Source organism: Paramesorhizobium deserti, assembly GCF_001558695.1.
Classification (GTDB): Bacteria; Pseudomonadota; Alphaproteobacteria; order Rhizobiales; family Rhizobiaceae; genus Paramesorhizobium; species Paramesorhizobium deserti.
In genome coordinates, this window is sequence record NZ_LNTU01000023.1 from 268,105 (window position 1) to 286,777 (window position 18,673).

An 18,673-nucleotide genomic window follows, 5' to 3' on the forward strand; every position below is an offset into this window, starting at 1 on the left:
TGACTATTTCGTGACGTATCCTTAATTTTCAATGTGAGAATAACCGAGTCGCATGGGAAAAAGCAGTGTAGTTTCCGCATCGAAGCAGGGACCTGATATGCCGGGGCTGGAGGCCCTGATCGCCCGCGCCCGGAGTGACGGCGCGAACCCGGAGGGCAAAGGCCTGCCGCCGGTGGAGAAATGGAATCCCGATTTCTGCGGTGATATCGACATGGAGATCCGCGCCGACGGCACCTGGTTCTATATGGGCACGCCGATCGGCCGCAAACCGCTCGTCAGGCTTTTCTCGACGATCCTGCGCAGGGACGAGGACGGGCGGACCTATCTGGTGACGCCGGTGGAAAAGGTCGGCATCCGGGTGGAGGACGCGCCGTTTTTGGGCGTGGAGATGAGTGTGTCCGGTACGGGGACGGCCCAAATCCTGACCTTCCGCACCAATGTCGGCGACGTGGTGGAGGCCGGCCCGGACCATCCGCTGCGCTTCGAGATCGCGCGTGAGAATGAAGGATTGAAACCATACCTCAAGGTACGCGGCCGGCTGGAGGCCCTTCTGTCACGGCCCGTCATGTACGATCTGGTGGCGCTGGGCGAAGATGTGGAGGTCGACGGGCGCTCCATGTTTGTGGTGCGCTCAAAAGGCGCGGTTTTTCCGATTATGCCCGCCGATCAGCTGGAGGCGTTCCGCTCGTGAAGTTCGTCCGGGGAGAATTCAGGCATGGCGACGCCGATGCATTTTCGGCGCGAGATTTCGCGGGGCGCATCGCCGATCTCGGCCATCACGGGGTGAGCGAGGATCGCGGCGACCATTTGCTCAATCCCGATCTCGACCAGATGATCGCGGCGACGAAGATGCGGGACGCGGCGGTGCTCGTCCCCGTCGTCGATCGCGGCCCGGAGGCGACGATGCTTCTGACCTTGCGCAATGCATCGCTGCGCAAGCATTCGGGCCAGATCGCCTTTCCGGGCGGCGCCATCGATCCCGAGGACGGTACGGCGGAACACGCGGCGCTGCGCGAGGCGCATGAGGAAATCGGCCTGACAGGCGACAGGACGGAGCTTCTCGGCCGCCTGCCGCGCTATCTCACGACCACCGGCTATTCCATCACGCCGGTGCTGGCTGTGGTTCGCCCGCCCTTTGACGTCGTTCCCAATCCGGACGAGGTGGCGGATGTCTTCGAGGTGCCGCTTTCCTTCCTGATGGACCCGCGCAACCACCGCAGCGAGAGCAGGGTGTGGGAAGGCCGCGAGAGGTTCTATTATACGATGCCCTATCAGGACCGCTTCATCTGGGGCGTGACCGCGGGCATCATCCGCACGCTTTATGAAAGGCTCTACGCTTGAGCAACGTCGTTTCCATAGCCGGACGGGCGCCTTGGCTCGCCGACAAGCATCTGCAATCGCTGCTCAACGCGCTTTCGAGCGACGGAGAGGAGGCGCGCATCGTCGGCGGCGCGATCCGCAACACGCTGCTCGGCCAGGAGGTCAGCGATATCGATATCGCGACGACGACGCTGCCTGAGGAGACAATGCGTCGCGCGACAGACTGCGGCTTCAAGGCGGTACCGACCGGCATTGAGCATGGAACGATAACCGTCGTGGCCGCTGGCCGCCCGTTCGAGGTGACGACGCTTCGCGCCGACATTGATACCGACGGTCGACGGGCGAAAGTCGCCTTCGGGCGCGACTGGAAGGTCGATGCCGAGCGCCGCGACTTCACCATCAATGCGCTCTATGCGAAGGCGGATGGCACGGTGGTGGACCATGTCGGTGGACTCGGGGATATCGAAACGCGGACCCTGCGCTTCATCGGTGATGCCGAAACGCGCATCAGGGAAGATTTCCTGCGCATCCTGCGCTTCTTCCGCTTCTTCGCCTGGTATGGATCCGGGCGGCCGGAAGCGCAGGGGCTGAAAGCCTGCACGCGTCTGAAAGACGGGCTGACGGGCCTTTCGAGGGAGCGGATATGGGACGAGCTGAAGAAGCTTCTCTCCGCCCCCGATCCCTCGCGGTCGCTTCTATGGATGCGGCAGACCGGCGTTCTGAACATCATCCTGCCGGAAAGCGAGAAATGGGGCATCGACGCCATTCACGGCCTCGTCCGCGCCGAACAGGATCTGGACTGGGAACCGGATGCGCTGCTCAGGCTCGAAAGCCTGATCCCGCCCGATGCGGCGCGGATGGAGGAGCTAGGCGAGCGGATGAGGATGTCGAATGCCGAGCGCGCACGGCTCGAGGCATGGGCTCGAGCGGAAGCGCCAAAGCCGAACCTGTCCGATCTGGGACTCGCCCGCCGGATCTATCGCGGCAGCAAACAGGCCGTTCTTGACCGCTTGCGGCTGGCGCTTGCGGCAGTTCGGGTCGAGGCGGCGGGCGGCGATGCAACGGCCATGATGGACGCGGGGCGTTATGCGCGCCTTCTGCAGCAGGCGGAAACCTATGAGGCGCCGCGTTTCCCGCTTTCGGGCGGCGACCTCATCGCGGCCGGGGTGAAAAAGGGGCCGGAGGTTGGGCGCGTGCAGCGGGCGCTCGAAGACCTCTGGATCGAATCCGGCTTTTCGCTCGACCGCGCGGCGCTGCTCGACAAACTGCGCGAGATTTCCGGGGAGGGCTGAACCCGGTTGTCTTCTATCTTGAGTGGCTCAGGGCCATTTCACCGTCGGCGGCATGGATGACAGGATGGCGTCGACATTGCCGCCGGTCTTCAGCCCGAAGATGGTGCCGCGGTCGTAGAGCAGGTTGAACTCGACATAGCGGCCGCGCCGGACGAGTTGTTCCTGACGGTCGTCGGTGGTCCAGTCCAGATTGAAGTTCTGCCGCACGATGTGCGGGTAGATCACCGAAAAGCCGCGCCCGACATCGCGGGTGAAATTGAAATCGGCGTCCCAGCCGCCTGCCTCATCGGAGGAATGCAGCCAGTCGTAGAAAATGCCACCGATGCCGCGCTGCTCGTTGCGATGGGGCAGGAAGAAATATTCGTCGCACCAGGCTTTCAACTTGTCGTAATCGGCAACGTTGGAGTGCCTGTCACAGACGAATTTCAGCGCCTTGTGAAAGGCCTGGGTGTCGGGATCATCCTGGGTGCGGCGGCGGTCGAGAACCGGCGTCAGATCAGCCCCGCCGCCGAACCACTGGCGCGAGGTGACGACCATGCGCGTGTTCATATGCACGGCAGGGACGTTCGGATTCTGCGGATGAGCGATCAGCGAAATGCCCGACGCCCAGAAGCGCGGGTCCTCCTCCGCACCGGGGATCTGCTTGCGGAACTCGGGCGAGAATTCGCCGAAGACCGTCGAGGTGTGAACGCCGACCTTTTCGAAGACACGGCCATGCATGATCGACATCACGCCACCGCCGCCATTGCCTTCTTCCCGCTGCCAGGGCGTCTGGACGAATCGCCCAGGCTCACGGTCGGACAGCGGGCCTTCGAGTTCGTCCTCCAACTTTTCCAGGCTCGCGCATATCCTGTCGCGCAATTCCTCGAACCAGGCCTTGGCGATGGCCTTTTTCTCCTCGAGTTCGGGCGGAAGCGTGGTTGGAATATCAGGACGTTGCATAAGAAATTTTATCCTTTTTAGGGTTTCGTAGCAAACTATGGATATGCGGCAAAGGGATAAAGCTGGCGAGCGGGACCGGAGGGGCTTGCTCCCCAAGAAATGACTCGTTTTCTGGTTGCATCCACGTTACCTTACCGGCGAAGGGTTTTGCGAGGGTTCACGATGACCGCCAATCTACCCCGTCCGCCGCTCAACGGCTTGCGCAAGCAGTTAGAGGCAGGCCGCGCCCGCAAGCAGCGCTTGCCGCGCGATGGCTTCATCCGCGAAACATTCACGCTGCCGCGCCACGATGCCCGCGAAAAGGCACGGGAATGGTTCACGCTCTTTCCAAAGGCCGCCTACTGGACCGAGATCGAGAGTTGGTGCGAGCGGCCCGACGACGTGATCGAATTCACCATGCGGCGGCTGCCGACGGCGGACTAGTGAATGGAAAAATAGTGAACAGTGAATAGAAAGAAATATGCTTTGATGAACAGATGACTGATTTTGTTATCTGTTTCACCATTCACCATTCACCATTCACCATTCACCATTCACCATTCACCATTCACCATTCACCTGCCGCCATCGCCGCCGACAGGGCGATGTTGAGCGAGCGGGCGCTTTCCACCATCGGAATCAGCAGTCGGGCATCGGCGCGTTCATGGACGTGGTCGGGAACGCCCGCCGATTCGCGCCCGAACAGCAGTATGTCGCCGGGCTTGAAGGCGAAGCGGGTGTAGGGCTCGGCGGCCCTGGTCGAGAACAGCACAAGCCGCCGGTTCTCGTTCTTTCGCCATTCTTCGAAATGTGCCCAATCGAGATGGCGGGTGAGGGCGGCCTGCTCGAGATAATCCATGCCGGCGCGACGCAGTGCCCTGTCGGAGATGTCGAAGCCGGCGGGCTCGATCACATCCACGCCGATGCCGAGGCAGGCGGCCATGCGCAGGATCGTTCCGGTGTTGCCGGGAATATCCGGCTGGTAGAGGGCAATGCGAAAATTCATGAATGCTGGGTAGCCATCACATCATCGAATGGCAATAGCTGTCAGTTTCGGGCGAGCGGGTGGACATTTTGTCGCGAAGGCTCTCGCCAAAAGTGTCGGGATTGTCTATAGAAGCACCCCGAGACGAACCGATGGAGGTGTCCATGATCATCATGACCAGACTTCTCCCATGGCCGAAGGCAGCAATGCCTTCCTCCATGTTCCGCGGTTCTGCGCCCGATCGTTTTATCCGGTAGTTCTTTCTCCAGATTTCGTATCTCCGTCCTGACGCAGTACCGCAGCCGTTTTCCCGTGCTTGCAGGTCTGTGTCATGTCCCTTGGTTTTTCGTGTCTTAAGACATTGCCGCCCGTCCGGCAGCTTCCATCGGTTTCCGTTTCTTTTCCTGTCTCTCCCGCTGCGCAACCTTGCCTGGGTGATGAGGCAACCGCATATGAGGTTTCATAATGTTCCGCTGGTTTGAGCAAAGGCTGCATGCATTTCCCGACATCGAGCTGCGCGAACCACCGCGTGGCCTTGTCGCGTTCTGCATGTACTACACCAAAGGCGCCTGGCCCTGGATCGGGTTGATGGCGCTTGGCGCCGCGTCGATCGCGGTTCTCGAAGTGTCGCTGTTCGCCTTTCTCGGCAATATCGTCGACTGGCTTTCGAACCAGTCGCGGGAGACGTTCCTCGCCAATGAGGGCGCGCGGCTGGCGCTGATCGCCGGCGTCGTCCTGGTGGTTCTGCCGACCGTGGTGCTGTTCCACTCGCTGGTCATCCACCAGACGCTGCTTGGCAATTATCCGATGCGGGTGCGCTGGATGATCCATCGCTATCTGATTCGCCAGTCGATGGCCTTTTTCCAGGATGAGTTCGCGGGCAGGGTCTCGACCAAGCTGATGCAGACAGCGCTCGCGGTGCGCGAGACGGTGATGAAGCTCCTCGACGTGCTCAACTACGTCGTGGTCTATTTCACCGGCACGCTCATCATTGCAGCCTCGGCGGACTGGAGGCTGATGATGCCTTTTGCCGTCTGGGTGGTAGGCTATATCGGGCTCTTGCGTTTCTTCATTCCGAAGATGCGCGTCATTTCGGAGGAGCAGGCTGACGCGCGCTCGACCATGACGGGGCGGATCGTCGACAGCTACACCAATATCGCGACGGTCAAGCTCTTCTCCCATTCCAACCGGGAGGAGGAGTACGCCCGCGAGAGCCTCCTGACCTTCCAGGACACGGTCAACCGCCAGATGCGGCTGGTGACGAAGTTCTATTTCTCGCTCTATATGCTGAACTGCATCCTGCTCTTTTCGGTGGGCAGCATCGGCATCTGGCTTTGGCTGGGCGAGGCGGTGACTATCGGCGCGGTGGCGGTCAGTATCGGCCTCGTTCTGCGCTTGAACGGCATGTCGCAGTGGATCATGTGGGAAATGTCGGCGCTGTTCGAGAATATCGGCACGGTGCAGGACGGCATGGCATCTATCGCGCAGCCGCAGCTGGTCACGGATATGCCGGGAGCGCCCGCCCTGCATGTCTCGAAGGGCGGGATCGTCTTCGATCATGTCCGCTTCCACTACGGCAAGGGCAAGGGCGTCATCGACGATCTGGCGCTGACGATCCGTCCGGGCGAGAAGATCGGCCTGGTCGGACGGTCCGGCGCTGGCAAGTCGACGCTGGTCAGCCTGTTGCTGCGCTTCTACGACGTGGAAGCCGGCCGGATCCTGATCGACGGCCAGGATATCGCGGAGGTGACGCAGGAATCGCTGCGCGCCAATATCGCCATGGTTACGCAGGACACATCGCTCCTGCATCGCTCGGTACGCGACAATATCCTTTATGGCCGTCCGGATGCGACGGAGGCGATGATGCTGGAGGCGGTGAACCGCGCCGAGGCATGCGATTTCATCCAATCGCTGACCGATCCGAAAGGCCGCAAGGGCTTCGATGCCCATGTCGGCGAACGCGGGGTGAAACTCTCCGGCGGGCAGCGCCAGCGCATCGCGATCGCCAGGGTCATACTGAAGGATGCTCCCATCCTCATCCTCGACGAGGCGACCTCGGCACTCGATTCTGAAGTGGAAGCGGCGATCCAGGACAATCTCTATCGCCTGATGGAGGGCAAGACCGTCATCGCCATTGCACATCGGCTTTCGACCATTGCGGCGCTCGATCGCCTGATCGTGATGGATCGGGGGCGAATCGTCGAGGAGGGCACACATGAGGAGCTGATCGCGCGGGGCGGCATCTATGCCGGGCTTTGGGCGCGGCAGTCCGGTGGGTTCCTCGGCTTCGACGACCGCGTGTCGGAGGAGATGGCGGCGGAATAAGAAGAGTAGAACCGAATGAAAGCGATATACGGCGTCTTCGAACGCTGGATCGATCCCTTCCGCAAGACGGACAATTTGCGTCCGCCAGACACGACCCTTCGCTTCCTCTGGCACTATGGCCGGCAGGCGAAGGGGCCGCTGGCGCTCGCCCTCATCGCTGGCGGGCTTGCGCCGCTGGTGGAGGCGGGGCTGTTCTATTTCATGGGCAGGCTGGTCGATATTCTGAGCCAGGCGGCGGACAAGAGCTGGCAAGGTCTTCTGGCGGAGGCGGGGCCGGAACTCGCCTTCATGGCGGTGACGGTGCTCATCGTCCGTCTGGTCGTCACGGCGCTGAATACGCTGCTTGACGATCAGACGCTGTCGCCCGGCTTCTACAATCTGATCCGCTGGCAGGCCAATTCTTACGTGCTGCGCCAGTCCTACGCGTTTTTCCAGAACGATTTCGCCGGGCGCATCGCCACCAAGGTCTGGCAGGCGGGGCAGGCGGCGGGCGACCTGATGATCAGCTTCATCCAGGTGGTCTGGTTCATGCTGATCTACAGTTTCACGACGCTTGCGCTGGTGGGCAGCCTCGACTGGCGGCTGGCGGCGGCGGTGATCGCTTGGATCATCGCATTCGCGTTTATCGCGCGCCACTATGTGCCGCTGATCCGCAAGCGCGCGGAGGCAACGGCCGAAGCAGGCTCGATGATCAACGGGCGCATCGTCGACAGCTATTCCAATATCCAGACGATCAAGCTCAACACGGCCGATGCGGACGAAGCTTACTTACGCGACGGATTCGACCGCTATCTGGGCGCGCTCCTGCCGCTCTACCGCTCGCTGACCGGCGTGCGCGTGGCGCTGGCGGCGCTCTCCGGCCTGATGATCGTGACCGTGGCGGTACTCGCCATCGATCTCTGGACCAAGGGCGTGGTGACGGTGGGGCAGGTGTCGTTCACGCTCGGGCTGGTGCTGCGCCTCAACATGCTGCTCGGGCGGCTGATGATGCAGCTCAACGGCATGTTCCGGCAACTCGGCCTGATCGAGAATTCGATGCGGCTCGTCTCCGCACCGCTCGGCCTGGAAGACCGGTCGGGGGCAAAGCCGCTTGAGGTGACCAAGGGTGCGATCGACGTCCGGCACGTCACGTTCCATTACGGCAAGGAAGGCGGGGTGCTTGACGATATCAGCCTTTCCATCAGGGGCGGCGAGCGCATCGGCCTGGTGGGTCATTCGGGCGCCGGCAAGACGACGCTGATCAACCTGATCCTGCGGCTCTTCGATGTTGAAAAGGGGCGTATCCTGGTCGATGGGCAGGACATACGCGACGTGACGCAGGCATCATTGAGAAGGGCCTTCGCCGTGGTGAGCCAAGAGACGGCGCTTCTGCACCGCTCGCTGAAGGACAATATCCTGCTTGCCCGCGACGATGCGACGGAGGAGGAAGTGCTCGCCGCTGCGCGCCAGGCGGAGGCGGACGAGTTCATCGCGTCGCTTGAGGATTTCAAGGGACGCAAGGCCTTCGACGCCTTTGTTGGCGAACGCGGGGTGAAACTATCAGGCGGGCAGCGGCAGCGCATCGCCATTGCGCGCGCGATCCTGAAGAATGCGCCGATCCTCATCTTGGACGAGGCGACCTCGGCGCTCGATTCGGAGGTGGAAGCGGCGATACAGGAGAACCTCTACAGCCTGATGGAAGGCAAGACGGTCATCGCCATTGCGCACCGGCTCTCCACCATCGCGCGGCTCGACCGTCTTGTAGTGATGGATCGGGGGCGCATCGTCGAGGAAGGCACCCATGAGGAGCTGCTTGCCCGTGGCGGAATTTATGCCGGGCTTTGGGCACGCCAGTCCGGCGGCTTCATTGGGAGAAGTGAATAGTGAAATAGTGAATAGTGAATAGAAATTTGGTGCTTGCCATTCGCTATTCACCATTCACCATTCTCTCCAGTGCATAGCCTGCGACATCCTGCCGTAATGGCGCCCTGCCGTCTGGACAAGCCGCAACATCACGCCTAGAAACCACGCAACATGCCGGGGGATTCCGCCGGCCCATTCGCCATGGGCCGATCTCAAAATGAGGGGACGCGGAATACCTTGTAAAAATGAAAGTTGGAAAGGATAGGTCTCGTGAGCGCACACGACACGGCTGAGCCGACACGGCGTGATTTTCTCTATATAGCGACCGGGATGGCGGGTGTCGTCGGGGCGGCCAGTCTCGCATGGCCTTTCATCGACCAGATGCGCCCCGATGCTTCAACGCTCGCGGCAGCTTCGATCGAAGTGGATATTTCTTCCGTGACGGAAGGCATGTCGCTGACGGTCAAATGGCGCGGCAAGCCGATCTTCATCCGCAATCGCACGCCGAAGGAAGTCGACGACGCCAAGAACACGGCCCTTTCCGCCCTGAAAGACCCGGTCGCGCGCAACGCCAACCTGGCGTCCGACGCACCGGCTACCGATCTCGAGCGTTCAGCGGGCGAGGGCAAGGAAAACTGGCTCATCATGATCGGCATCTGCACGCATCTGGGCTGCATTCCCCTCGGCGAATCGGGTGAGTATGGTGGCTGGTTCTGCCCCTGCCATGGCTCGACCTACGATACGGCCGGGCGCATCCGCAGCGGTCCGGCGCCGGAGAACATGGCTATTCCGCCGTATGAATTCCTCTCCGACACGCACGTGAAGATCGGCTAAAGGGTTATTGGGAGACACGATATGAGTGGCGGACATTCCACCTACACGCCGAGCACCGGCATCGAAAAATGGATTGACGCAAGGCTGCCATTGCCGCGCCTCGTCTATGATTCCTTCATCGCCTATCCGGTCCCGCGCAATCTGAACTATGCCTATACGTTCGGCGGCATCCTGGCGATCATGCTGGTTTCGCAGATCCTGACGGGCGTGGTTCTCGCCATGCACTATGCATCAGCCACGAGCCTCGCGTTCGATTCGGTTGAAAAGATCATGCGCGACGTGAATTCCGGCTGGCTTCTGCGCTACATGCATGCCAACGGCGCATCGATGTTCTTCGTCGCCGTCTATATCCATATTTTTCGCGGCCTCTATTACGGCTCCTACAAGGCGCCGCGTGAGCTGCTGTGGATCCTCGGCGTCATCATCTATCTCCTGATGATGGCGACGGCGTTCATGGGCTACGTGCTGCCGTGGGGGCAGATGTCGTTCTGGGGCGCCACCGTCATCACCGGCTTCTTCACCGCCTTCCCGATCATCGGCGACCCGATCCAGCAATTGCTGCTCGGCGGCTTCGCGGTGGATAACCCGACGCTGAACCGCTTCTTCTCGCTGCACTATCTGCTGCCGTTCATGATCGCGGGCGTCGTCGTGTTGCACGTCTGGGCCCTGCATGTGACCGGGCAGACCAACCCGACCGGCATCGAGGTCAAGTCGAAGACAGATACGGTGCCGTTCACGCCCTATGCGACCGTGAAAGACGGCTTCGCCATGGTGCTGTTCTTCATCCTGTTTGCCTATTTCATCTTCTACATGCCCAACTATCTCGGGCATCCGGACAATTACATTCCGGCTGATTCGCTGAAGACGCCCGCCCACATCGTTCCCGAATGGTATTTCCTGCCGTTCTACGCGATGCTGCGCGCCATCACCTTCAATATCGGCCCGATCGATTCCAAGCTTGGCGGCGTGCTGACGATGTTCGGCTCGATCGCGATCCTGTTCCTGGTTCCCTGGCTCGATACTTCCAAGGTGCGTTCGGCGGTCTATCGTCCGTGGTACAAGCTCTTCTTCTGGCTGTTCGTGGCCGATGCCATCCTGCTCGGCTGGCTCGGCTCGCGTCCGGCGGAAGGCGTCTATGTCGTCATGGCGCAGATGGCCACCCTCTACTACTTCGTTTTCTTCCTCGTCATCATGCCGGTTCTCGGACTGATCGAGACGCCGAAGCGGTTGCCGAACTCGATTACCGAAGCGGTGCTGGCCAAGTCGAAAGGCGGTGCCGTGCCCGCCGGCGCGACCGCCGCTCCGGAAACCAAAGGCTGAGCGAACTGCCAGATATTAAGGACTGTCCCATGAAAACGATCCTCACCGGTCTTGCTACGCTCGGCTTCGGCGTCATGCTTACCGTCGGCGGCGCTCTTGCCCAGGAACAACACAGCGAAGCGGAGCCGACGCATTTTCCGATTGAAAAGCCGCATCAGGAAAGCTGGTCCTTTGCCGGTCCGTTCGGAACCTATGACAAGGGCCAGCTGCAGCGCGGCCTGAAGGTCTACAAGGAGGTCTGCTCCAGCTGTCATTCGATGAAGCTTGTGGCCTTCCGCTCGCTGGAAGAGCTTGGCTACACCGAAGACCAGGTTAAAGCCCTCGCCGCCGAATACGATATTCAGGACGGGCCGAACGCTGATGGCGAGATGTTCACCCGCAAGGGCATTCCGACCGACTATTTCCCGTCGCCATTCCCGAATGACGCGGCGGCGGCGGCATCCAACGGCGGCGCGGCTCCCCCCGATTTCTCGCTGATCGCCAAGGCTCGTGCCGTCGAACGCGGCTTCCCGACCTTCATCTTCGACATCTTCACGCAATATGCGGAAGCCGGCCCTGACTATATCCATGCGCTTTTGACCGGATATGATCACACCCCGCCGGAAGGCATGGAGATCCCGGAAGGCACGCACTACAACCCGTATTTCATCGCGGGCAAGTCGCTTGCCATGCCGAAGCCGATCGATGATGGCCAGGTCACCTATGACGACGGGTCGCCGGAGACGCTCGATCAGTATTCGCGCGACGTCTCGGCATTCCTGATGTGGGCGGCTGAGCCGCATCTGGAAGCCCGCAAGCGGACCGGTTTCCGCGTCATGGTCTTCCTCGTCCTGTTCGCCGGTTTGGTCTATCTGGTCAAGCGCCGCGTCTGGGCGAATGTCGCGCATTGATCGCGGAGACCATCTGCCAAAGAAAAGGGCGCCGCTGGCGCCCTTTTCTTTGGCAGGAATGCCTGCGAGTATCGGCCTTGATCGAAAGGAAATCACATGGATTCGGCGCTGCGTGAAACATTGAAAGAATCCATCCGGACCATTCCAGATTATCCGAAGCCCGGTATTATGTTTCGCGACATCACGACGCTTCTGGGCAATGCGCGCGCCTTCCGGCGGGCGGTGGACGAGCTGGTCTATCCCTATGCGGGCGGCAAGGTCGACAAGGTAGCGGGCATCGAGGCGCGGGGCTTCATCCTGGGTGGCGCCATCGCGCATCAGCTCTCGGCCGGCTTCGTGCCGATCCGCAAGAAGGGCAAGCTGCCGCACGATACGGTGCGCATCGCCTATAGCCTCGAATATGGCGTCGACGAAATGGAGATGCACCGCGATGCCATCGTGCCGGGTGAAAAGGTCATCCTGGTTGACGATCTGATCGCCACCGGCGGGACGGCGGAGGGCGCGACCAGGCTCCTCCTGCAGATGGGCGCGGAGGTCGTTGCCGCCTGCTTCATCATCGATCTGCCCGATCTCGGCGGCCGCAAGAAGCTTGAGGCGCTTGGCGTAACCGTGCGTACGCTGGTGGAATTCGAAGGGAACTGAGGAGGCAGTGCCTGGACCGGGCCGTGTTTATCCAGCCATCTGTCAGGCCGCTCTCCCGAGATCAGGCATCGATCGCTCCGTTAATTTGGACCTTGGGGCTTCGGAACCCCATGGCGATCCATGCGCTCAGCAGCTTGGCAAAAAACGAAAATGAGTGGTGCTTCGCGTTCGGAACATCGTCACTGAGCGTCGTACCAGCCGGGATATCGCTCGTCATCGTTCGTAGAGCGGGAGGAGGCGTTGTGCCTTCGGGCCATAGGCTCTCATAGAGGCTGAGCCAATGCCCACCCTGGAATTCGAGAAAGACGGGCGTGTTGCAGCATGTGGCGATGACGCGACGGGTTTTGGACTCTGGCTTGAGGCGGAACTCCTTGAGCCATTCAGCGCCATCCAGAAAACGGACGCGATCCTTGCGGTAGAGAACGAAGCGCGTTCCCCCGTTCTGCTGCAGAACCGGTCCGGCCGTGGGGAGGGTCTGCAGTCTCGCGCCCGCCTCGCGGCAACTGCTGCAATGGCATTCCGCGCCGATGATCGGCGCAGCCTCCAACTCCAGATGAAATTTTCCGCAGGCGCAGGCGAGTTGGGTAGTCTGCTTCATGGCGTCACTTGCTCCATGTTTGGGCGCTCGAAGAGGAGACGGATATACCGGTCGAGATGATCGAGGCTCTCGCGCGCCAGCGCGGGATTATTTGCGGCTTTTGCCAGCACGAAAGCACCCTGGATCACCGTCTGCGTATGGCGGGCCAGGCTGTCGGCCGTCCAATCGCCCTTCACGCCCCGGTTCTTGATGGCGGCGTCAATGTCCGCTTCTAGGGTGGAAGCATGGCCGAAGATACTGTCACCACAAGCATCGCGAATGGCGGGCGATTGCGCATAGACCTCCTGCACCATCGTGCCCACCAGACAGGTGAATTCGGCCAGTTCGCCCACGATGATCGACTTGCGGAAGGCAACATAGGCCAGCACGCGATCGAGCGGATCGTCATGCGCGTGATAGGGGGCGACGGCAAAGAAGGCGCTGGTGGTTTCGGCCCAATGGCGTGCGGCTGCGACCCCGAGTTCCTCCTTGCTCTTGAAGTGGTGAAAGAACGAGCCCTTGGTCACCGCGGCGGTCTGGCAAAGCTCGTCGACCGAAGTCGCGGCAAAGCCCTTCGCGCGGATCATATCGACGGCGGCATCAAGAAGGCGTGTTCTGGCACCGCCGCGTTCAGGGTGATGTTTGGTCGGCCTAGGCATGTCAATATACATACCGTACAGTTGGTATGTATGCAAGAAAGGGATTTTGGCTCTCTCGTGGTGCGGTGCAGTCATCATTGAGAGGAATTAGAACTTTCAATTTTAGACGGAAGCGTTGGTGCTAATACCCCCGTCTGGCCTGCCGGCCATCTCCCCAGGGGAGATTAGCTGACATCGATGGCGGAGCTTAATTCCGCAACGTCGGTAATTAGCGAAAGCAAGAACGCATATCCAATCTCCCCCCTTGTGGGGGAGATGGCCGGCAGGCCAGAGGGGGGTGAATGGCGATTCCATCGAAATAAAGAACCGCTATAGTCGCTTGATCGACTCGTCTTGCAGACCTGCCGTCTCTTCCCGCAATCGGAGATGATGGACGCAGTGGAAAGGCTTGACGCCCTTTCTTCGACCCATGCCATGGAGGAGAGATGGTCCGAAGGACCGGTGGGGAGAGTAACGTCGCGAGACTGAGAGAATATCAATCAGCGGTTTCTTACACCTTCACCAGCGCGGCGCTGTCGAACTCCATCACTTTCATGCCGTCTTGATTGAAGGCGGAGGAGTGCATGTTCAGCATCGACCAGCCGGGGCGGGAGGCGAGGGGACGGATCGCCTTGATGGTGCGCTTGTAGGTGATCGTGTCGCCGGCATAGACGGGCTTCGGCCATTTGAGGTTCTCGAAGCCGGGGGAGGGGCCGAAGACCGGCAACGGCTCGCCGCGGGATTTCGCCATCTTCAGCGCTTCTGCCATCGATTGCACGTTAAGCTTCATCCAGACGGCGGTGGTGTGCCAGCCGGATGCGCAGAGCGCGCCGAAATTGCTCTTCTTCGCGGCTTCCGGATCGATGTGGAAGGGCTGCGGATCATAGAGCGTGGCGAAGCGGATGATGTCTTCGGCGCTGAAGGTATAGCTGCCGAGCGTCTGTTCGACGCCGATCTGTTCTTCCAGAAGGCTCATCGCGCCGCCTCCTTGACCAAGCCTTGCGGATCGCGCAGCAGGAACATGGCGACGTGCTGCGCTTCGCAGACGCTTTCGCCATTCTGATTGAACAATTCATGATGCACTGTGACGAAGCCGAGATCGGGCTTCGATCGGGAGACGCGGCGGTCGAGGACTCTGGTCCTGCCGCTCAGCGTATCGCCGGCCAGCACGGGCTTCTTCCATTTGACGAAATCGACGCCGGGGGCGCCCTGTGAGGTGGAGCCGGTGATATAGGCATCGCACATCATGCGCATCAGCATGCAGATGGTGTGCCAACCGGAGGCGGCGAGACCGCCGAGGATGCTGGCCTTTCCCGCCGCCTCGTCAAGATGGAAGGGCTGCGGGTCGAATTCGCCGGCGAAGGCGACGATCTCCTCCGCCGTCACCTCCTTCGGTCCCAGAGGCAATTCCAAGCCTATGGTAAAGTCTTCATAGGCGTAATGATGAAGCTTCATATCCATATTCCGCCTCCTCCGGAATGATTGAACCGGGATGGATCAGGTATTGAACCTGAACAGCATCACGTCGCCATCCTGCACCACATATTCCTTGCCTTCGTCGCGGGCCTTGCCGGCCTCCTTGGCCGCCACTTCGCCGCCGAGCGTGACGTAATCATTATAGGCGATCGTCTGCGCACGGATGAAGCCGCGCTCGAAATCGGTGTGGATGACACCTGCCGCCTGCGGCGCCTTGGTTCCGCGCGGAATCGTCCAGGCGCGGGTCTCCTTTGGGCCGGCGGTGAAATAGGTGATGAGATCGAGCAGCCTGTAGCCGGCACGGATCAGCCGGTCGAGGCCGGGTTCCTCAAGCCCCATGGCATCGAGATACTCCTTGGCTTCCTCGTCTGAAAGCTGCGCCACTTCGGCCTCGATCGCCGCGGAAATGATGACGGTTTCCGCACCTTGCTCCTTCGCCATCTTTTCGACGGCCCTGGTGTGGTCGTTGCCGGTCGCTGCGTCGCTTTCCGCGACGTTGCAGACATAGAGGACGGGATGCGAGGTCAGGAGGTTGAGGCCCTGAAGGATGGCAAGGTCTTCTGCCGAAATACCTTTGAGCAGCAGGCGCACCGGCTTGCCGTTCTGCAGGAGCTCAAGCGCTTTTTCCATCATCGGCAGGATGGTCAGCGCTTCCTTGTCCTTGCCGGTGGCGCGCTTGCGGATCTGCACGATGCGGCGCTCGAGGCTTTCGAGATCGGCGAGCATGAGCTCCGTCTCGACCGTCTCGGCATCGGAAACCGGATCGATGCGGCCCTCGACATGGGTGATGTCGTCATCCTCGAAGCAGCGCAGCACATGGACGATGGCATCGACCTCGCGGATATTGGCGAGGAACTGGTTGCCCAGGCCTTCGCCCTTGGAGGCGCCGCGCACGAGGCCGGCGATATCGACGAAGGAGATGCGGGTCGGAATGATGTTCTGCGACTTGGCGACCGCGGCGATCGCCTTCATCCGAGGATCAGGCACGGCGACCTCGCCGGTATTCGGCTCGATCGTGCAGAAGGGATAGTTCGCGGCCTGTGCCGCCGCCGTCTTGGTCAGCGCGTTGAAAAGCGTCGATTTGCCGACGTTCGGCAGGCCGACGATGCCGCATTTGAAACCCATGCTGTCCGTTCCTTGTCTTACAAAGGGAGAATGTCGCCTGCTCTGTGCAGGAAAGGATTGACGATCGTCAAGCCTTCAATTGCATGGCCGTCATGCAGGTCCTCGGAAAGGAAGTAGCGGCACTTCAACTCGATGGCAGAGGCAAGGAGAAGGCAGTCCCACCAGGAATATGCGGTTTTCATGTGAAGTGTACGGGCACACTCCACATCTGCCTGATCCAATGGCCTGTCGCCGAAGGCAGCAAACTGGTCGACAATGGCAAATGCGATCGTAGGGCTATCGAACCACTTCTTTCTGAGGAATACGTAAGTGAGTTCGTTGAGGACTTGCAGGTTTATCTGAGCGCGATCTTGCAGCGCCAAAATCTCAAGCCAAGCCCGCGCCCGTTCGCGCTTATCCGGATTTTTACGATCATGGATGTAGAGGAGGACGTTGGTGTCGACGAACACCTTAACGCCGGGCATTGCGTTCCTCGGCGGTGGGCATACGATCGTTCTCCGTCACATCCCATTGGGGACCGCTTAAAATCTTTTCCAATGCTTCAAGTTGCCGGCTCCGGCGACTGGTCCCTTCCGCCTGCATTTTTTCCTCGCCTGCTTCGGCCATGTAGCGGGAGACGCTTTTTCCAGCCTTTGCGGCCGCTACGCGAATACGTTGCGCCAATTCCTCATCCATGGAAATGGTGATATTCTTCATCTCACAGCCTCACGAAAACACGGAATTCGTGTTGCCTCAATATAGTGTCGGCCGCGGCCTAACTCAATCCTTCTTGCCGAAGAGCTTCTTCAGCATATCGGCCATGGGGCCGCTGGCGGGGATATCGGCTGCCGGTTTGGCGGGGCGTGCCTGGCGTATATGACTCTGGCCCTTGGCAGCGCCGGCCGGTTTCCCGGCGCCCTTGTCCTTTCGCCCGTTCGAGCGCGGATCACCTCCGCCCATCGCCAGCGACACGCGGTTCATGAAGCTGTTATCGTCGCCCTTGACCAGCAAATCCGCATTGTCCGCTATGGCCGCCAGAAGCGGCTCCAGCCATTCGCTGTCGGCCTTGGCGAAATCGCCCAGCACATGACCGTGCACCAGTTCCTTGACACCCGGATGGCCGATGCCGAGCCGAATGCGGCGGTAATCCTTGCCGCAATGTGCATCGATCGATTTGATGCCGTTGTGCCCGCCTGCTCCACCGCCCGTCTTGACGCGTACTTTGCCGGCAGGCAGGTCCAATTCGTCATAGATGACCACGAGATCGGAGGATGAGAGCTTGTAGAAACGCATGGCCTCGCCGACCGCCTGGCCGGAAAGGTTCATGAAGGTCTGCGGTTTGATTAGAAGTACCTTTTCGCCGCCGATGGTGCCGTCGGCGATCTCCGCCTGGAATTTCTTTTGCCAGGGAGAAAAGCGATGGCGGCGGTGTATTTCATCCGCCGCCATGAAACCGATATTGTGCCGGTTTTTCGCATAGCGGGAGCCCGGATTGCCAAGTCCTGCGATGAGCAGCATGGAAACGGCTCCCGAATGCCAAGAAGACGATTACTCGCCTTCCTTCTCTTCCGTCGCAGCTTCTTCGGTCGCTGCCTCTTCCTCGGACTTGAGGCCGGCAGGTGCTGCGATGGTCGCGATGGTGAAGTCGCGGTCCTGGATGACCGGCGTGACACCCTGCGGCAGCTTCACCGCGGAAATATGGATGGAATCGCCAAGCTGATGGCCAGTCAGGTCGATTTCGATGAAATCGGGGATGGCGTTGGCGGGCACATTGGCCTCGATGTCATGGCGAACGATGTTGAGAACGCCGCCGCGCTTGATGCCGGGAGCCGCTTCCTCGTTGATGAAGTGAACGGGGATGTTCACCTGAACGACCGACTTCTCCGACACGCGCAGAAAATCGACATGCATCGGGAAATCGCGAACCGGATCAAGCTGATAGTCCTTGGGCAGGACCTGAATCTTCTTGCCGTCGACATCGATCGTGGCGACCGTCGTCTTGAAGCCACCGCCGTGGATCTTGTAGTAGATCTCCTTGTAGGACAAGGCGATGGAGAGGGGGGGCTGCTTGTCACCATAGATGACGGCAGGCACTTTACCGTTGCGCCGAAGTTCCCGGGCGGACCCCTTACCGACCCGTTCGCGCGCCTCGGCCTTGAGCTCGTATTGTTCGCTCATGGCATTTCCTTTCGAGGTTAAATCTGGAGTGTTTTCCTTTTCGGCCAAGCCGGGCAGAAAAACATGAAGCGACCGATTTACCGTCCGACACGCGAACGAAAGGCCGCCTCATTCCGTGTTGCCTCCAAGGGTGTCTACACGGATGGCGGCTCTATAACGGAAAGGCTGGAAATGTGCAAGTTCACGGGGAATTTTCCGCTTGTCGCCGGTCTTGCGTAGTTATTGTGGGTTTTGTCACAAGGGAGGCGCGCCAGCGGATTTGGGATGCTATGGGATGGTGGGGCCGGTGTGATCATGCTATCCGCGGCACAATCTTCGAACAGATATTT

The 18,673-nt window shown here is 60.4% G+C and carries 23 protein-coding genes; 11 read left to right on the forward strand and 12 right to left on the reverse strand.

The window, feature by feature from the left end; translation table 11 throughout:
* Positions 1–52 precede the first annotated feature (52 nt).
* The 3 genes from ATN84_RS14160 (at position 53) to ATN84_RS14170 (ending at position 2,612) form a co-directional block, all read left to right on the forward strand.
* Positions 53–691, forward strand: a complete 639-nt coding sequence (locus ATN84_RS14160) for a DUF1285 domain-containing protein (protein WP_068882278.1) — start codon at positions 53–55, stop codon at positions 689–691.
* A 140-nt stretch (positions 692–831) separates the two neighbouring features.
* Positions 832–1,341, forward strand: coding sequence for a CoA pyrophosphatase (locus tag ATN84_RS14165; protein WP_153020265.1), 510 nt, complete (start codon positions 832–834; stop codon positions 1,339–1,341).
* Positions 1,338–2,612 (forward strand): CCA tRNA nucleotidyltransferase, encoded by a 1,275-nt coding sequence (locus tag ATN84_RS14170; protein ID WP_068882280.1) that lies wholly within the window; start codon positions 1,338–1,340, stop codon positions 2,610–2,612. Before ATN84_RS14165 ends, ATN84_RS14170 begins: the two co-directional genes overlap by 4 nt.
* Before the next feature lie 27 nt (positions 2,613–2,639).
* Here the strand turns inward: ATN84_RS14170 and hemF are convergent, their stop codons facing one another.
* Positions 2,640–3,554 carry an oxygen-dependent coproporphyrinogen oxidase gene (gene hemF, locus ATN84_RS14175; protein ID WP_068882281.1) on the reverse strand — a complete coding sequence of 305 codons (915 nt, stop codon included), beginning with the start codon at positions 3,552–3,554 and terminating at the stop codon, positions 2,640–2,642.
* A 162-nt stretch (positions 3,555–3,716) separates the two neighbouring features.
* Here hemF and ATN84_RS14180 point away from each other — a divergent pair, with 162 nt between their 5' ends.
* Positions 3,717–3,977, forward strand: coding sequence for a hypothetical protein (locus tag ATN84_RS14180; protein ID WP_068882282.1), 261 nt, complete (start codon positions 3,717–3,719; stop codon positions 3,975–3,977).
* 124 nt (positions 3,978–4,101) lie between these two features.
* On the opposite strand, the gene ATN84_RS14185 is transcribed toward ATN84_RS14180, so the two are convergent.
* Together ATN84_RS14185 and ATN84_RS27280 are read right to left on the reverse strand one after the other, a co-directional pair.
* The gene (locus tag ATN84_RS14185; protein ID WP_068882283.1) at positions 4,102–4,539 is read right to left on the reverse strand and encodes a tRNA (cytidine(34)-2'-O)-methyltransferase; all 438 of its coding nucleotides are present in this window, start codon (positions 4,537–4,539) and stop codon (positions 4,102–4,104) included.
* A 16-nt stretch (positions 4,540–4,555) separates the two neighbouring features.
* The gene (locus ATN84_RS27280; protein WP_161939578.1) at positions 4,556–4,693 is read right to left on the reverse strand and encodes a hypothetical protein; all 138 of its coding nucleotides are present in this window, start codon (positions 4,691–4,693) and stop codon (positions 4,556–4,558) included.
* A gap of 290 nt (positions 4,694–4,983) precedes the next feature.
* Between ATN84_RS27280 and ATN84_RS14195 the strand changes: the two genes are divergently transcribed.
* From ATN84_RS14195 to ATN84_RS14220, 6 genes are all read left to right on the forward strand, one after another.
* The gene (locus tag ATN84_RS14195; RefSeq protein WP_068882285.1) at positions 4,984–6,843 is read left to right on the forward strand and encodes an ABC transporter ATP-binding protein; all 1,860 of its coding nucleotides are present in this window, start codon (positions 4,984–4,986) and stop codon (positions 6,841–6,843) included.
* A gap of 15 nt (positions 6,844–6,858) precedes the next feature.
* Positions 6,859–8,706, forward strand: a complete 1,848-nt coding sequence (locus ATN84_RS14200) for an ABC transporter ATP-binding protein (RefSeq protein WP_068882286.1) — start codon at positions 6,859–6,861, stop codon at positions 8,704–8,706.
* A 249-nt stretch (positions 8,707–8,955) separates the two neighbouring features.
* Positions 8,956–9,519 carry a ubiquinol-cytochrome c reductase iron-sulfur subunit gene (gene petA, locus ATN84_RS14205; RefSeq protein WP_068882287.1) on the forward strand — a complete coding sequence of 188 codons (564 nt, stop codon included), beginning with the start codon at positions 8,956–8,958 and terminating at the stop codon, positions 9,517–9,519.
* 21 nt (positions 9,520–9,540) lie between these two features.
* Positions 9,541–10,839: a cytochrome b gene (locus ATN84_RS14210; protein WP_068882288.1), complete on the forward strand. Its 1,299-nt coding sequence runs from the start codon at positions 9,541–9,543 to the stop codon at positions 10,837–10,839.
* Positions 10,840–10,868: 29 nt separating this feature from the next.
* Positions 10,869–11,729: a cytochrome c1 gene (locus tag ATN84_RS14215; RefSeq protein WP_068882289.1), complete on the forward strand. Its 861-nt coding sequence runs from the start codon at positions 10,869–10,871 to the stop codon at positions 11,727–11,729.
* A gap of 96 nt (positions 11,730–11,825) precedes the next feature.
* Positions 11,826–12,371 (forward strand): adenine phosphoribosyltransferase, encoded by a 546-nt coding sequence (locus ATN84_RS14220; protein ID WP_068882290.1) that lies wholly within the window; start codon positions 11,826–11,828, stop codon positions 12,369–12,371.
* 61 nt (positions 12,372–12,432) lie between these two features.
* Here ATN84_RS14220 and ATN84_RS14225 read toward each other — a convergent pair whose 3' ends face one another.
* The 9 genes from ATN84_RS14225 to ATN84_RS14265 form a co-directional block, all read right to left on the reverse strand.
* Positions 12,433–12,969 (reverse strand): GFA family protein, encoded by a 537-nt coding sequence (locus ATN84_RS14225; RefSeq protein WP_068882291.1) that lies wholly within the window; start codon positions 12,967–12,969, stop codon positions 12,433–12,435.
* Positions 12,966–13,607, reverse strand: coding sequence for a TetR/AcrR family transcriptional regulator (locus tag ATN84_RS14230; RefSeq protein WP_068882665.1), 642 nt, complete (start codon positions 13,605–13,607; stop codon positions 12,966–12,968). The genes ATN84_RS14225 and ATN84_RS14230 overlap by 4 nt, the downstream gene beginning before the upstream one ends.
* Before the next feature lie 490 nt (positions 13,608–14,097).
* A complete protein-coding gene (locus ATN84_RS14235) occupies positions 14,098–14,562 on the reverse strand; it encodes a MaoC family dehydratase (RefSeq protein ID WP_068882292.1) in 465 nt (154 codons plus the stop codon).
* Positions 14,559–15,047: a MaoC family dehydratase gene (locus ATN84_RS14240; RefSeq protein ID WP_068882293.1), complete on the reverse strand. Its 489-nt coding sequence runs from the start codon at positions 15,045–15,047 to the stop codon at positions 14,559–14,561. The genes ATN84_RS14235 and ATN84_RS14240 overlap by 4 nt, the downstream gene beginning before the upstream one ends.
* A gap of 36 nt (positions 15,048–15,083) precedes the next feature.
* On the reverse strand, positions 15,084–16,187 hold the full coding sequence (gene ychF / locus ATN84_RS14245) for a redox-regulated ATPase YchF (protein WP_068882294.1): 1,104 nt from the start codon (positions 16,185–16,187) through the stop codon (positions 15,084–15,086).
* Between the two features lie 17 nt (positions 16,188–16,204).
* Entirely contained in the window at positions 16,205–16,651 is a 447-nt protein-coding gene (locus ATN84_RS14250) for a PIN domain-containing protein (RefSeq protein ID WP_068882295.1), read from the reverse strand.
* Positions 16,638–16,883, reverse strand: a complete 246-nt coding sequence (locus tag ATN84_RS14255; RefSeq protein WP_068882296.1) for a hypothetical protein — start codon at positions 16,881–16,883, stop codon at positions 16,638–16,640. Before ATN84_RS14255 ends, ATN84_RS14250 begins: the two co-directional genes overlap by 14 nt.
* 63 nt (positions 16,884–16,946) lie before the next feature.
* Positions 16,947–17,684, reverse strand: a complete 738-nt coding sequence (gene pth / locus ATN84_RS14260) for an aminoacyl-tRNA hydrolase (protein WP_068882297.1) — start codon at positions 17,682–17,684, stop codon at positions 16,947–16,949.
* A gap of 30 nt (positions 17,685–17,714) precedes the next feature.
* On the reverse strand, positions 17,715–18,344 hold the full coding sequence (locus ATN84_RS14265; protein WP_068882298.1) for a 50S ribosomal protein L25/general stress protein Ctc: 630 nt from the start codon (positions 18,342–18,344) through the stop codon (positions 17,715–17,717).
* 63 nt (positions 18,345–18,407) lie between these two features.
* Here ATN84_RS14265 and ATN84_RS27285 point away from each other — a divergent pair, with 63 nt between their 5' ends.
* A complete protein-coding gene (locus tag ATN84_RS27285) occupies positions 18,408–18,563 on the forward strand; it encodes a hypothetical protein (protein ID WP_161939579.1) in 156 nt (51 codons plus the stop codon).
* Positions 18,564–18,673: the final 110 nt, after the last annotated feature.

Coding starts and splice junctions, on each gene's coding strand:
- ATN84_RS14215 (WP_068882289.1), top strand. CDS start 10,869: ATGAAAACGATCCTCACCGGTCTTGCTACGCTCGGCTTCGGCGTCATG.
- ATN84_RS14225 (WP_068882291.1), bottom strand. CDS start 12,969: ATGAAGCAGACTACCCAACTCGCCTGCGCCTGCGGAAAATTTCATCTG.
- ATN84_RS14200 (WP_068882286.1), top strand. CDS start 6,859: ATGAAAGCGATATACGGCGTCTTCGAACGCTGGATCGATCCCTTCCGC.
- ATN84_RS14210 (WP_068882288.1), top strand. CDS start 9,541: ATGAGTGGCGGACATTCCACCTACACGCCGAGCACCGGCATCGAAAAA.
- ychF (WP_068882294.1), bottom strand. CDS start 16,187: ATGGGTTTCAAATGCGGCATCGTCGGCCTGCCGAACGTCGGCAAATCG.
- ATN84_RS14220 (WP_068882290.1), top strand. CDS start 11,826: ATGGATTCGGCGCTGCGTGAAACATTGAAAGAATCCATCCGGACCATT.
- ATN84_RS14230 (WP_068882665.1), bottom strand. CDS start 13,607: ATGCCTAGGCCGACCAAACATCACCCTGAACGCGGCGGTGCCAGAACA.
- pth (WP_068882297.1), bottom strand. CDS start 17,684: ATGCTGCTCATCGCAGGACTTGGCAATCCGGGCTCCCGCTATGCGAAA.
- ATN84_RS14240 (WP_068882293.1), bottom strand. CDS start 15,047: ATGGATATGAAGCTTCATCATTACGCCTATGAAGACTTTACCATAGGC.
- ATN84_RS14185 (WP_068882283.1), bottom strand. CDS start 4,539: ATGAATTTTCGCATTGCCCTCTACCAGCCGGATATTCCCGGCAACACC.
- ATN84_RS14165 (WP_153020265.1), top strand. CDS start 832: ATGATCGCGGCGACGAAGATGCGGGACGCGGCGGTGCTCGTCCCCGTC.
- ATN84_RS14255 (WP_068882296.1), bottom strand. CDS start 16,883: ATGAAGAATATCACCATTTCCATGGATGAGGAATTGGCGCAACGTATT.
- ATN84_RS27280 (WP_161939578.1), bottom strand. CDS start 4,693: ATGATGATCATGGACACCTCCATCGGTTCGTCTCGGGGTGCTTCTATA.
- hemF (WP_068882281.1), bottom strand. CDS start 3,554: ATGCAACGTCCTGATATTCCAACCACGCTTCCGCCCGAACTCGAGGAG.
- ATN84_RS14250 (WP_068882295.1), bottom strand. CDS start 16,651: ATGCCCGGCGTTAAGGTGTTCGTCGACACCAACGTCCTCCTCTACATC.
- ATN84_RS14235 (WP_068882292.1), bottom strand. CDS start 14,562: ATGAGCCTTCTGGAAGAACAGATCGGCGTCGAACAGACGCTCGGCAGC.
- ATN84_RS14180 (WP_068882282.1), top strand. CDS start 3,717: ATGACCGCCAATCTACCCCGTCCGCCGCTCAACGGCTTGCGCAAGCAG.
- ATN84_RS14160 (WP_068882278.1), top strand. CDS start 53: ATGGGAAAAAGCAGTGTAGTTTCCGCATCGAAGCAGGGACCTGATATG.
- ATN84_RS14265 (WP_068882298.1), bottom strand. CDS start 18,344: ATGAGCGAACAATACGAGCTCAAGGCCGAGGCGCGCGAACGGGTCGGT.
- ATN84_RS27285 (WP_161939579.1), top strand. CDS start 18,408: ATGAAGCGACCGATTTACCGTCCGACACGCGAACGAAAGGCCGCCTCA.
- ATN84_RS14195 (WP_068882285.1), top strand. CDS start 4,984: ATGTTCCGCTGGTTTGAGCAAAGGCTGCATGCATTTCCCGACATCGAG.